The sequence below is a fragment of the Kitasatospora sp. NPDC041988 genome, assembly GCF_055588525.1.
The window spans coordinates 58,315-70,290 of sequence record NZ_JBVJCO010000029.1; the positions used below are offsets into that span (position 1 = coordinate 58,315).

The following is an 11,976-nucleotide window of genomic DNA, read 5'->3' on the forward strand; positions in this document are numbered from 1 at the left end:
AGGAGTGGTGGCGGATCGGAGGGTCCTGACTGGAGGTCAGTTGCTCTTGGGATCGAGGGCGTCACGCAGCCCGTCGCCGAGCAGGTTGAAGGCGAGCACCGTGAGGAAGATCGCCATACCGGGGACCACCATGTACTGGGGGTCCACCTGGTAGTACTTGATCGCGTCGTTGAGCATCCCGCCCCAGGAGGCCTGCGGGGCCTGGATGCCGACGCCGAGGAAGCTGAGGCCCGCCTCGAAGAGGATGTTGGTCGGGATCAGCAGGGTCGAGTAGACCAGGATCGGACCGACCAGGTTGGGCAGCAGCTCCTTGAACAGGATGAACGGCCCACGGGCGCCCAGGCTTCGGGCTGCGTAGACGAACTCGCGCTCGCGCAGCGAGAGGGTCTGGCCACGCACGATCCGGCCCATGTAGGGCCAGTTGAAGAAGCCGATCACGAAGATCAGCACCATGATGTGCAGCGGGAGGCCGTGCAGGCCGAAGGCGCCGCCCTGGAGCGAGGCGGAGATCGCGATGGCGAAGAGCAGCAGCGGGAAGGCGAGGAAGACGTCCATCACCCGGCTGATCAGGTTGTCGACCCAGCCGCCGTAGTAGCCGGCCATCACGCCGAGCACGGTGCCGATGGTGTTGGAGAGCAGGGTCGCCCCGAAGGCGACGAGCAGCGAGACCCAGGAGCCCTCGATGACGCGGGCGAGCAGGTCACGGCCCTGGAGCGGGTCGACGCCGAGCGGGTGGTCCGCGCTCATGCCGCCCCAGTCCCCGAAGGGCAGGCCGCCGAGGTTGGCGTCCAGGAGGTCCTGGTTGAGCGCGTCGGGGTCCAGGCCGAAGACCGACTCGATCGGCTTGGCCAGCACGGCGAGCAGGATGAGCAGGATCACCACGACGCCGCCGGCGACGGCGGCCTTGTCCCGCTTGAAGCGGGTCCAGGCGATCTGGCCGAGCGAGCGGCCCTCGATCTTCTTGGCCGGGCTCGCGGCGGCGTCTGCCTCCGGCGTGTCCCCGGCGGTCTTGATGGGTGCGGTCATGGTCAGTTCGGTCCCCTCGCCGACGGTGGCCGGCCCACGGGTGCCGGTCGCCGGGATCGGCGGTACGGCTGGTGCGGACGTGCGGAGGTACAGGGCGGTGTTCGCAGCGGTACGACGTGCGGTACTGCGTGCTCGGGTACTGCTGCCACGCGGGATGGGCATCGCGTGGATCAAGCTGTCCGCCTGCGCGTTCGCCTTTGTGAGGCGCCAACCACGCGCGGTGCGTTTGCAGAACTCTCTGCCATCCGAACTGGCTTGCGCCAGCCCTGACAACCGACAGATGCCCAACTGTGATCTGCGGACATGCACCTCTCGATCTTCGGCATATCGGTCTTCACACAGCTGTAACAGTCATGTCAAGATGCCTGCCAGCGCGAACGGGAAGTTCGTCCGGAAAACACCGAAACCGGTCCGACGGATCGTCAAACCGGTTTCGGTGATAGGCGTTTACCGCGTCAGCGGGTGGGGTAGCCGGGCCACGGCTGCTGCGGTGGCGGCTGGCCCTGCCAGCCCGGGCCGGGCGGCTGGGTGCCGTAGCCATACCCCGGCCCCGCCTGCGAGGCGTACGGCGGCGGGGGCACCGGCGGGTACGGCCCGGTCGGCGGCCGGCCCTGGGCGCCCGCCTCGCGGTCGTAGAACGGCCGGGCGTTGGCCCGCATCCAGAGCGCCACCGGGTCGTACTCGTCCCCCATCGCCACCGTGGAGACGGCCAGCCCCTCCGGCGCGACCGCGATCGCCCGCTGCATCAGCGCCCGGACGGCCTCCACCGTGGGCGGCGAACTCTCGTACAGCTCAAGACCGATGGCCAGGTACGGTTCGCCCACGGAGGGCTGCACCCAGGCCCGGCGCAGCGCCTTGACCGCCCGCACCTCGCCCGCCTGGCGCTCCAGCAGCGCGAAGAACTGCTGGGCCGGCAACTGCGGCTCACTCAGCTTCAGCGGCCCGGCCGGCAGCCGGTCCAGGCCGGCCGCGATCCGCCGCAGGTCCGCCCAGGGCACGCCGACCCCGCCACCGGGGGCGTGCGGGTTCAGCCAGAGGCCCCAGCGGGTCCGGTACAGCGAGGCGGCGATCTCGCGCCCCGAGATCACCTCGTGCGCCCGCGCCCAGCCGGACGCCGCAAGCTGCTCGGGCGAGGTGACCGCCGGCGCGTAGCCGTGGCCGCTGATCTCCATGTTCCCGTACTGGGCGTCCGGGCTGCCCGGCGTCCCGTGCCAGAGCAGCATCAGCACCTGACCCTCGGCCAGGGCGTGCAGCAGCGCCTCGTACGCCTCCCAGCGTTCCGGCGCGACCTCGCGCAGGGCGTGCTCCAGCGCTCTCGGATCCGCGCCGGGGCGCCCGGCGGGTGCCTGGCCCCAGGGCCCCGGTGCACCGCCCGCTACCGCTCCCGCACTCATGCGCCCACCTCGCTGCGCCTCTTCTTCTCTCACCTGCCGCCGGCCCGACGGGTGTCTGCACGCACCCTATGGGGCGCCACCGACCACCGCCACGCCGACGTGCCTGCCGTGGGCCCCTCCGGCCCGATGGCGGGCTGCCCGACGGCGGGCGGGGAGGGGCGCGTCGCTTTCGCGGCGGGTCACATCCGTGTGTAGAACGGCTGGACCCGGTTGAGCAACCACTCGACCACGGGGTCCTCCGCGAGGTCGAGCAGCACGAGGTGGACGCCGCCGGGCAGCGGCGCGGTTCCCAGCGCCCGGCCGAGCGCCTCGTTCACGGCGGCCGGTTCGGCCGGGGCCAGCTGGTCGAGCTGGACGCCGACGAACATCACGGTGGGCTCGCCCTCGACGCTGGCCAGCGCCCGCCGCGCGGTCAACACCCCGGGCAGCGCCGACAGCTCGTTCCGGCAGGCGGCCAGGAAGGCCTCCGGGTCCTCGCCCGGCACCGGCTCGCGCAGCGCCACCCGGCCGCCGGACGGCGCGGCGGCGTCCTCGGCGGTCTCCCAACGGGCCTCACGCGGCCCGCGCCGCAGCTCGGCCACGCCCTGTGGCGGCACCGGGATGCCGACCGGAGCCTCCGGGTTCACCGCGATGCCCACGCCCAGCGGCAGCCCGCGGGCGAACTCCCAGACCGGCGCGACCGCGAACGCCATCCCCGGCGCCTGCTGGAGGAACACCTCCTGCGAGGAGAAGACCGGCACGTACGGGTCGCCGGCCAGCTCGACGGTCGGCAGGTCCAGCGCCTGCCCCTGCGGGTCGGCCCCGGCCGGCAGCGGGATCCACACCTGGCTGCGGGCCAGCACCTCGAACACGCGCGGGGTCGCGCCCGGATCGCCGAGCGCGGCGGTGAGCACCTGCTCCAGCTCGTTGGCCGGCCATCCGCCGCCGGGCGGCGCCGACTCCGGGCCACCCCACCCCTGCTGCTGCTCCACCGGGTACCCCATGCGCCCCTTGTACCGCCTCACTGGCTCGTCGACGCGTGCAGCCTAGCGGGCCGCCCGGGGCCCCTCTCCCACACGGGCGCCGGACGTGCCATGATGTCCGCGGCTCCGCGTTCTCGCAGGGGCCGCCCCTAACTCCATACCGGCCGCTCGAACCCGCGCGGGAGAGTCCGGAGTGCCGCCGAAAGGCGGCCGAGCCGGCGCCGAAGGAGCAAGTCCTCCCCGGAATCTCTCAGGCACCCCTACCGCACGGATTAGGCACATCTGGAAAGCGGCGCACGGCCCGGTCGCGCGCCCACCCACGGTGCAAGCCGCCATGCTGTCCTGTTAGCTGTAAGAGCTGCGGGCCCGCGTGCGGTGAAGCTCTCAGGTACGACGACAGATGGGGAGACCCCGCCGCCGCATGCCCGCGCGCAGGCCAGGTCCCTCACCGAGCGGGACCGGTCCGGCGTGCGCACCCCTGAGTGCCCAGACCGAGGAGTTCCAGGCCATGTCGTCCCTCCGCCTCACCGCGCTCGACGCGCTGCACCGCGCCCTCGGCGCGACCATGACCGACTTCGCCGGCTGGGACATGCCGCTGCGTTACGGCAGCGAGCGCGAGGAGCACCTCGCCGTCCGCACCAAGGCCGGTCTCTTCGACCTCTCCCACATGGGCGAGATCACCGTCACCGGCCCGCAGGCCGGCGAGATGCTGGACCACGCGCTGGTCGGCTTCGTCTCCGCGTTGGGCGTCCTGCGCGCCCGCTACACCATGATCTGCGCCGAGGACGGCGGCATCCTGGACGACCTGATCGTCTACCGCCTGCGCGAGGACGCCTTCCTGGTCGTCGCCAACGCCTCCAACGCCCAGCTGGTCCTCGACGAGCTGATCGCCCGCGCGAAGGGCTACGACGCCGTCGTCACCGACGACCGCGACACCTACGCGCTGATCGCCGTCCAGGGCCCGGAGGCCACCGCGATCCTCACCGCCACCACCGACGCCGACCTGCCCGGCCTGAAGTACTACGCGATCCTCCCGGCCCAGGTGGCCGGCCGCGACGTGCTGCTCGCCCGCACCGGCTACACCGGCGAGGACGGCTTCGAGATCTTCTGCAACCCGGGCGACGCCGAGCAGATCTGGCAGGCGCTGACCGAGGCCGGCTCCGACCGCGGGCTCGTCCCCTGCGGCCTCTCCTGCCGCGACACGCTGCGCCTGGAGGCCGGCATGCCGCTGTATGGGCACGAGCTCTCCACCGACCTGACCCCGTTCGACGCCGGCCTCGGCCGGGTGGTCCGCTTCGACAAGACCACCAACGAGGGCACGTTCGTCGGCCGCAAGGCGCTGGAGAAGGCCGCCGCCGAGGCCGAGGCCAACCCGCCGCGGGTGCTGGTCGGCCTGGTCTCCGAGGGCAAGCGGGTGCCGCGCGCCGAGTACACCGTGGTCTCCGCCGACGGCACCCCGATCGGCCGGATCACCTCCGGCGCGCCCTCCCCCACCCTGGGCAAGCCGATCGCGATCGCCTACGTGGACGCGGCGCACGCCACCCCCGGCACCACCGTCGCGGTGGACGTCCGCGGCAAGCACGAGCCGGTCCAGGTCGTGGCGCTGCCCTTCTACAAGCGCGCCCGCTGACCTCTTCCCCTCCCGCTTTCCCCAGCCGAGGCATGCCCGGCCGCCGGGCCGCTTCGTCGTACCCGCTTCCCATCCTGGAGAATGACGCCATGAGCAACCCCCAGCACCTGCAGTACACCAAGGAGCACGAGTGGCTGACCGCCGCCGAGGACGGTGTCTCCACGGTCGGCATCACCGCCCACGCGGCCGACGCCCTCGGTGACATCGTCTACGTGCAGCTGCCCGAGGTCGGCGAGACCGTGACCGCCGGTGAGACCTGTGGCGAGCTCGAGTCCACCAAGTCGGTCAGCGACCTGTACTCGCCGGTGACCGGTGAGATCACCGAGGTCAACCAGGACGTCCTGGACGACAACTCGCTGGTCAACAGCGCCCCCTTCGAGGGTGGCTGGCTGTTCAAGGTGCGCGTCGAGTCGACCGACGAGCTGCTGAGCGCCGCCGAGTACGACGCCCTCACCAACCCGGCCTGAGCCACCCGCCGGGGCGGCCGCAGCGCGGCGGCCGCCCCGCCTGGCCTCCTCCGCCCTCCCGTCGCCCGCCGCCACCCTTCCAAGGGCGCGACACGCGCGGCACCTCCGTCTCTTCTTTGGGAAGACCACACCATGACGGTTCTCAACCAGTCCCTGCACTCGCTCGACCCCGAGATCGCCGCCGCGGTCGACGCCGAGCTGCACCGCCAGCAGACCACCCTGGAAATGATCGCCTCCGAGAACTTCGCCCCGGTGGCGGTCATGGAGGCCCAGGGCTCGGTGCTGACCAACAAGTACGCCGAGGGCTACCCCGGCCGCCGCTACTACGGCGGCTGCGAGCACGTCGACGTGGTCGAGCAGATCGCGATCGACCGGATCAAGGCCCTGTTCGGTGCCGAGCACGCCAACGTCCAGCCGCACTCCGGCGCGCAGGCCAACGCCGCCGCGATGTTCGCGCTGATCCAGCCGGGTGACACCATCCTGGGCCTGAGCCTGGCCCACGGCGGTCACCTGACCCACGGCATGAAGATCAACTTCTCCGGCAAGCTCTACAACGTGGCCGCGTACCACGTCGACGACAAGACCGGCCAGGTCGACATGGCCGAGGTCGAGCGCCTCGCCAAGGAGCACCAGCCGAAGCTGATCATCGCCGGCTGGTCCGCCTACCCGCGCCAGCTGGACTTCGCCGAGTTCCGCCGCATCGCCGACGAGGTCGGTGCCCTGCTGATGGTCGACATGGCGCACTTCGCCGGCCTGGTCGCCGCGGGCCTGCACCCCAACCCGGTGCCGTACGCGGACGTGGTCACCACCACCACCCACAAGACCCTGGGCGGCCCGCGCGGCGGCGTCATCCTCTCCAAGGCCGAGTGGGCCAAGAAGATCAACTCCGCGGTCTTCCCCGGCCAGCAGGGCGGCCCGCTGGAGCACGTCATCGCCGGCAAGGCCGTCGCCTTCAAGGTCGCCGCCACGGAGGAGTTCAAGGAGCGCCAGCAGCGCACCCTGGACGGCGCCCGGATCCTCGCCGAGCGTCTGCTCCAGGCCGACGTCGCCGAGGCCGGTGCGTCCGTGCTCTCCGGCGGCACCGACGTCCACCTGGTCCTGGTCGACCTGCGCAACAGCCAGCTCGACGGCCAGCAGGCCGAGGACCGCCTCCACGAGGTCGGCATCACGGTCAACCGCAACGCCATCCCGAACGACCCGCGCCCGCCGATGGTCACCTCCGGCCTGCGGATCGGCACCCCGGCCCTCGCCACCCGCGGCTTCCAGGCCGAGGACTTCCGCGAGGTCGCCGACATCATCGCCGAGGCGCTCAAGCCCGCCTTCGACGAGACCGTCGCCGCCGCGCTGAAGGCCCGGGTCACCGCCCTCGCCGAGAAGTACCCGCTGTACCCGAACCTGTAATTCAGTCGTAGGTGACCGGCCTCACCCCGCCGGGCCACCTGGGATTCCGGGGCACCGCGCACACTGGACAGTGCGCGCGGTGCCCCGTTCCGTGCCGGCACCCCGCCTGCTTGTCCTTCCACGAGACCAGACAAGGACGTCCTCCGTGGCCATCAGCGTCTTCGACCTCTTCTCCATCGGCATCGGCCCGTCGAGCTCCCACACCGTCGGCCCGATGCGCGCCGCCCGGATGTTCGCCCGCCGCCTGAAGTCCGAGGGCCTGCTGACGGACGTGGCGAGCGTGCGCGCCGAGCTGTTCGGCTCGCTGGGCGCCACCGGCCACGGCCACGGGACCCCCAAGGCCGTCCTGCTGGGCCTGGAGAACAACTCCCCGCGCACCGTCGACGTCGACAAGGCCGACGCGGACGTCGAGCGGATCACCGCCGAGAAGCGGCTGAACCTGCTCGGCAGCCACGCCATCGACTTCGACCCCGACAGCCAGCTGATCCTGCACCGGCGCCGCTCGCTGCCGTACCACGCCAACGGCATGACCCTCTGGGCCTACGCCGCCGACGGCTCCCCACTGCTGGAGAAGACGTACTACTCGGTCGGCGGCGGCTTCGTCGTCGACGAGGACGCGATCGGCGCCGACCGGGTCAAGCCCGACGACACCGCGCTGAAGTACCCCTTCCGCACCGGCGACGAACTGCTCCGGCTCAGCCGGGAGACCGGCCTCTCCATCTCCGGCCTGATGCTGGAGAACGAGAAGGCCTGGCGGACGGAGGAGGAGATCCGGGCCGGCCTGCTGGAGATCTGGCGGGTCATGCAGGAGTGCGTCCGGGCCGGCATGTCCCGCGAGGGCATCCTCCCCGGCGGCCTCAAGGTCCGCCGCCGCGCCGCCTCCGGCGCCCGCGCCCTGCGCGCCGAGGGCATCGGCCCGGCCAACGCGATGGAGTGGGTCACCCTCTACGCGATGGCCGTCAACGAGGAGAACGCCTCCGGCCGCCGCGTCGTCACCGCGCCCACCAACGGCGCGGCCGGCATCATCCCCGCCGTCCTGCACTACTACCTGAACTTCATCCCCGGCGCGGACGACGAAGGCATCGTCCGCTTCCTCCTCGCCGCCGGTGCGATCGGCATGCTCTTCAAGGAGAACGCCTCCATCTCCGGCGCCGAGGTCGGCTGCCAGGGCGAGGTCGGCTCCGCCTGCTCGATGGCGGCCGGCGGCCTCGCCGAGGTCCTCGGCGGCACCCCCGAGCAGGTCGAGAACGCCGCCGAGATCGGCATCGAGCACAACCTCGGCCTCACCTGCGACCCGGTCGGCGGCCTGGTCCAGATCCCCTGCATCGAGCGCAACGGCATGGCCTCCGTGAAGGCCGTCACCGCGGCCCGGATGGCCCTGCGCGGCGACGGCCGCCACCACGTCTCCCTCGACAAGGCGATCAAGACCATGAAGGAGACCGGCGCGGACATGAAGATCAAGTACAAGGAGACCTCGCGCGGCGGCCTCGCGGTCAACGTCATCGAGTGCTGATCCCGCTGCGATAGGCAGGCCAGAGCCCCCGGAACGCGATCGATCGTTCCGGGGGCTCTGGCGTACCAGGGCTCAGGCGCGCAGGTGGTTCAGGTGTTCCGCTTCGCCGACTCGTTCTCCTGGGCCAGCCGGCGCAGCGCGAGGAGGGCCGGCTCCAGGAGGACGGTGAGGACGAGGGCGCGTTCGGCCTGTTCGAGCGGGTCCTCGGTGTCGGCGATCCGGTCGAGGTCGACCACGGCGATCCGTTCGGCGAGTTCGGCGTACCGGAGCAGGGACCTCCGGTCGACCGGCTCGCCGAGGGAGCGCAGGCTCTCCAGAGTCTCCCCCAGCGCTCCACGGGCCGGGGCATGCTCGGACACCTCCCAGCCCAGCTCCGCGATCAGCGCGTCCACCTCGGCCGCACCGGGCGCGGGGGCCGGCTCCTCGTCGTCGTCGACCGGCCGGGCGCCCATGACCAGGCCGAGCACCTCGTGCCGTTCGGCCTGGTGCGCCGAGACCGCCCCCAGCACCGCCTTGGTCTCGCTCACACTGAGACCCCGGACCCCGATCAACGCCCGGACCAGCCCGAGCCGGCGCAGATGGGTCTCGTCGTACTCGGCCTGGGTCGCGGCGACGGAACGGCCCGGCGGCAGCAGCCCCTCCCGCAGGTAGTACTTGATCGTCGCGATCGGGACCTCGCTGCGGCGGCTCAACTCCGAAATGCGCACGGCACCCTGCCTTTCTCCGGCTCCCTCTGGTCATTGGATACCTTCACTGTCTAACATAGATAGTGCCACTACCCAATAACGGAGGCGGATCAGCCATGCCCACACTCCCCTGGATCACCCCGAATCCGGCCACCCCCGGCACCCGTGCCGTCGTCATGGCCTCCCGCTTCGAGGTCCGCTCGCTCGCCGACGTCCCGCGCTTCTTCCTGAAATCGCTCACCGTCTGGCGCCAGCTGCGCACCTCCCCCGGCGCCCTCGGCGCCTCCCTGATCACCCAGCCCCTGAAACGGACCTTCTACACCCTCTCCGCCTGGGAGAGCCGCGACGATCTCGACGCCTTCGCCTCCGCCGAGCCGCACCGCTCGGTGATGAGAGGCCTCCGCTCGACCACCAAGGAATCCACCTTCACCTTCTGGGAGACCCCGGTGGAACAGCTCCCGCTCCACTGGCCCGACGCCCACCGCCGGCTGGCCGAACAGCGGGCCCGCCAGGCGGCGGGGTGAATCCGTCCAGCCCTAGCGGAGGATCTCCGCCGGGACGTCGGTGGCACGGGTGAAGACGGAGACCGGCTGCTGGGAGTCGCAGAACTTGTTGCCGGTCGTGACGATGCCGATCACCACACCGTTCACGACCAGCGGCCCGCCGGAGTCGCCCTTGCAGACGCTGTCGGCCCTCCCCGGCCTGGGCACGCCGCAGACCTTGAGGCTCGGGGTGTCGGCGGGCCAGGTGTAGGCCTCGCAGTCGGCCAGCGGCGCGAGGGTGAGCGCGGCCCGCTTGAGGTGCGTGCCCGGGCCGCCGTCGCCGGTGCGGCCGTAGCCGTAGACGGTGGCCGTGCCGCCGTTGCGGTACAGCCCCTCGTCGCGCTGCCCCGCCACCCGGACGGTGCGCTGGGGAAGCGGCCGGTCCAGGGTGAGGACGGCCGAGTCGTGCTGGAGGCCCGTGGTGTAGCGGGGGTCGAGCTTGAAGCCCTTCACGTGCCGCACCTGCCCGCCGGAGCCCGTCAGGTCGGTCCGGCCGGCGATCACCCGCAGCGTGCTCGGGTCGCCGGCCTCGGCGACGCAGTGGCCGGCGGTGAGCACCTTGGTGGGCGCGATCAGGGCGCCCGTGCACCACTGTTCGCCGGTGGCGGTCTCCAGCGCCACGACGAACGGGTGGGCCGAGGTGGTGGTGTCGGATCCGCCGTGCACGGCGGCGGCCGGCCCGGCGGCGACCGCCAGCAGAGCGGCGGCGGCGAACGGGATGCTCATGTGGCGTCGCTTCGGCGTACGCATACGGATGGACTCGCTTTCGCTGAGAAATGACGGGTGGGAAGCACTGCCGGGGATCACTGCTGCGGGGTGGCACTGCCGAGGGTCACGGCCGAAGGGCGTCGGCGGGCGTCGGCCGCCAGGTGCCGACGGACGGGCCGTGGACGAAGGCCAGTACGGGCTGCCGCTGACCGCAGACTGGCTCCCGGTCCGTCCCGGCCGCCAGCCCTGCCGGGCAGTTCGGGACGCTGGAACGCCGACAGGTACCGTGAGCTGCGGATTCGGGGGAGCCTGGAACGCCGTACCGGGACGAGGGGGATGCGAACATGAGCGTGGAGACCGAGGAATTCGCGGCGATGCTGCGCGAGCTGAAGGACCGTTCGGGCCGCAGTTACGGCACGCTCGCGACCCGGCTGCACGTCAGCACCTCGACGCTCCACCGGTACTGCAACGGCGCCGCCGTCCCCAACGAGTACGCGCCGGTGGAGCGGCTCGCGCGGGTCTGCGGGGCGAGCGCCGACGAACTGGTCGAGCTCCACCGTCGCTGGATCCTGGCGGACGCGGCCCGCCGCCGGGAGCCGTCCGGCCCGCCCGCATCCGTCGCCGGGCCCGCGCCCGAACCGGCCCCCGCACCAATCCCGGCACCGGAAGCCGAGCCCGCGCCCACGCCGCAGCCGCAGCCGCAGCCGGCCGAGGACGACCGGCGACGCCGTCGGCTGCCGAACACCCGGATCCTCCTGAGCGCCGCCGCCGTGGCCGTCGTCGCCGTGGCCGCGATCCCGGTCCTCGATCTGGCGGGTCGCACCGACACCCCGGCCGCGAGCCCGCAGCCGTCGGCCACCACCGCCTCCACCCCGGCCGCCCCCGCCCCTGCCACGCCGGCCACCACTCCGGCATCCACCCCGACGTCCACCCCGACGTCCACCGGGCCGGCCTCGTCGGCGCCCGAGGACGACACACCGCCCTTCCACGTCAACGTCCTGACGGACAACTGGGGCAGCCCCTGCGGCCAGTGGTTCCTGAGCCCCCGTGCCCCGCGCGCCGTGGCAGCGCCCCCGGCGAACCAGCGGATGGAGAGCTGGGCCGCCGACCAGCAGGCCCTCCCCGGCGGGCATCTGCGGCTGCAACTGACGGCACAGGGCGAGAACGCCAAGCCCGTCGTCCTGAGCGCCCTCTACGTGGAGGTGGTCAGCACCCGGCCGGCCCCGAAGTGGAACGCCTACACCCCGGAGTCCGGCTGCGGCGGCGAGATCACCCCATCGGCCTTCGCCGTCGACCTGGACTCCACGGCCCCGCGCCCGGTGCCCGTCCCGGCTCTGGAGGGCGCCGTCAAGGGCAAGACCTCGAACTTCCCCTACTCGGTGTCGGCCACCGATCCGCAGGTGCTGAACATCGACGCCCGCACCACCTCCCAGGACGTCAGCTGGAACCTCGTCCTGGCCTGGAGCAGCGGCGACCGCCACGGCACCTTTCCCGTCAACGACCACGGCAAGCCCTTCCGCACCGTCGGCCTGAAGGGCGCGCCGGGGTACTTCTACAAGGACGAGCGCACCGGCTGGGCCCCTACCCCCGTCGACGAGTGACCGGCTGACCGGGGGCTGCCGGAGGCGCGGCCCTCAGAGGCGGTCG

The 11,976-nt window shown here is 72.2% G+C and carries 11 protein-coding genes and 1 riboswitch; of the genes, 6 read left to right on the forward strand and 5 right to left on the reverse strand.

Annotated features, from left to right (window positions below; genetic code table 11):
- Positions 1 to 36 precede the first annotated feature (36 nt).
- The 3 genes from ACZ6NC_RS26690 to ACZ6NC_RS26700 all read right to left on the reverse strand — a co-directional run bounded on the left by ACZ6NC_RS26690 (position 37) and on the right by ACZ6NC_RS26700 (position 3,403).
- A complete protein-coding gene (locus tag ACZ6NC_RS26690; RefSeq protein WP_465736296.1) occupies positions 37 to 1,026 on the reverse strand; it encodes an ABC transporter permease in 990 nt (329 codons plus the stop codon).
- A 455-nt stretch (positions 1,027 to 1,481) separates the two neighbouring features.
- On the reverse strand, positions 1,482 to 2,420 hold the full coding sequence (locus ACZ6NC_RS26695) for an enhanced serine sensitivity protein SseB C-terminal domain-containing protein (RefSeq protein ID WP_465736297.1): 939 nt from the start codon (positions 2,418 to 2,420) through the stop codon (positions 1,482 to 1,484).
- Between the two features lie 179 nt (positions 2,421 to 2,599).
- Positions 2,600 to 3,403 (reverse strand): enhanced serine sensitivity protein SseB, encoded by an 804-nt coding sequence (locus ACZ6NC_RS26700; RefSeq protein WP_465736298.1) that lies wholly within the window; start codon positions 3,401 to 3,403, stop codon positions 2,600 to 2,602.
- Between the two features lie 148 nt (positions 3,404 to 3,551).
- Positions 3,552 to 3,658: riboswitch (glycine riboswitch) on the forward strand.
- A gap of 232 nt (positions 3,659 to 3,890) precedes the next feature.
- On the opposite strand from ACZ6NC_RS26700, the gene gcvT reads away from it, so the two are divergent.
- The 4 genes from gcvT (at position 3,891) to ACZ6NC_RS26720 (ending at position 8,393) form a co-directional block, all read left to right on the forward strand.
- Entirely contained in the window at positions 3,891 to 5,012 is a 1,122-nt protein-coding gene (gcvT, locus tag ACZ6NC_RS26705; protein WP_465736299.1) for a glycine cleavage system aminomethyltransferase GcvT, read from the forward strand.
- A gap of 89 nt (positions 5,013 to 5,101) precedes the next feature.
- Positions 5,102 to 5,479: a glycine cleavage system protein GcvH gene (gene gcvH / locus ACZ6NC_RS26710; RefSeq protein ID WP_396320912.1), complete on the forward strand. Its 378-nt coding sequence runs from the start codon at positions 5,102 to 5,104 to the stop codon at positions 5,477 to 5,479.
- Between the two features lie 132 nt (positions 5,480 to 5,611).
- Positions 5,612 to 6,880: a serine hydroxymethyltransferase gene (glyA, locus tag ACZ6NC_RS26715; RefSeq protein WP_465736300.1), complete on the forward strand. Its 1,269-nt coding sequence runs from the start codon at positions 5,612 to 5,614 to the stop codon at positions 6,878 to 6,880.
- Positions 6,881 to 7,025: 145 nt separating this feature from the next.
- Positions 7,026 to 8,393 (forward strand): L-serine ammonia-lyase, encoded by a 1,368-nt coding sequence (locus ACZ6NC_RS26720; RefSeq protein ID WP_465736301.1) that lies wholly within the window; start codon positions 7,026 to 7,028, stop codon positions 8,391 to 8,393.
- Between the two features lie 89 nt (positions 8,394 to 8,482).
- On the opposite strand, the gene ACZ6NC_RS26725 is transcribed toward ACZ6NC_RS26720, so the two are convergent.
- Positions 8,483 to 9,100, reverse strand: a complete 618-nt coding sequence (locus ACZ6NC_RS26725) for a MerR family transcriptional regulator (protein ID WP_465736302.1) — start codon at positions 9,098 to 9,100, stop codon at positions 8,483 to 8,485.
- 95 nt (positions 9,101 to 9,195) lie between these two features.
- Between ACZ6NC_RS26725 and ACZ6NC_RS26730 the strand changes: the two genes are divergently transcribed.
- Complete coding sequence (locus tag ACZ6NC_RS26730; RefSeq protein WP_465736303.1) at positions 9,196 to 9,603, forward strand: DUF3291 domain-containing protein; 408 nt, start codon at positions 9,196 to 9,198, stop codon at positions 9,601 to 9,603.
- Between the two features lie 12 nt (positions 9,604 to 9,615).
- Here the strand turns inward: ACZ6NC_RS26730 and ACZ6NC_RS26735 are convergent, their stop codons facing one another.
- Positions 9,616 to 10,347 carry a S1 family peptidase gene (locus tag ACZ6NC_RS26735; protein ID WP_465736304.1) on the reverse strand — a complete coding sequence of 244 codons (732 nt, stop codon included), beginning with the start codon at positions 10,345 to 10,347 and terminating at the stop codon, positions 9,616 to 9,618.
- Positions 10,348 to 10,673: 326 nt separating this feature from the next.
- On the opposite strand from ACZ6NC_RS26735, the gene ACZ6NC_RS26740 reads away from it, so the two are divergent.
- Positions 10,674 to 11,930 carry a helix-turn-helix domain-containing protein gene (locus tag ACZ6NC_RS26740; RefSeq protein ID WP_465736305.1) on the forward strand — a complete coding sequence of 419 codons (1,257 nt, stop codon included), beginning with the start codon at positions 10,674 to 10,676 and terminating at the stop codon, positions 11,928 to 11,930.
- Positions 11,931 to 11,976 lie beyond the last annotated feature (46 nt).

Excerpts from the sequence above, each read along its gene's own strand:
- ACZ6NC_RS26690 (WP_465736296.1), bottom strand. The coding sequence starts at position 1,026 with ATGACCGCACCCATCAAGACCGCCGGGGACACGCCGGAGGCAGACGCC.
- ACZ6NC_RS26695 (WP_465736297.1), bottom strand. The coding sequence starts at position 2,420 with ATGAGTGCGGGAGCGGTAGCGGGCGGTGCACCGGGGCCCTGGGGCCAG.
- ACZ6NC_RS26700 (WP_465736298.1), bottom strand. The coding sequence starts at position 3,403 with ATGGGGTACCCGGTGGAGCAGCAGCAGGGGTGGGGTGGCCCGGAGTCG.
- gcvT (WP_465736299.1), top strand. The coding sequence starts at position 3,891 with ATGTCGTCCCTCCGCCTCACCGCGCTCGACGCGCTGCACCGCGCCCTC.
- gcvH (WP_396320912.1), top strand. The coding sequence starts at position 5,102 with ATGAGCAACCCCCAGCACCTGCAGTACACCAAGGAGCACGAGTGGCTG.
- glyA (WP_465736300.1), top strand. The coding sequence starts at position 5,612 with ATGACGGTTCTCAACCAGTCCCTGCACTCGCTCGACCCCGAGATCGCC.
- ACZ6NC_RS26730 (WP_465736303.1), top strand. The coding sequence starts at position 9,196 with ATGCCCACACTCCCCTGGATCACCCCGAATCCGGCCACCCCCGGCACC.
- ACZ6NC_RS26735 (WP_465736304.1), bottom strand. The coding sequence starts at position 10,347 with ATGAGCATCCCGTTCGCCGCCGCCGCTCTGCTGGCGGTCGCCGCCGGG.
- ACZ6NC_RS26740 (WP_465736305.1), top strand. The coding sequence starts at position 10,674 with ATGAGCGTGGAGACCGAGGAATTCGCGGCGATGCTGCGCGAGCTGAAG.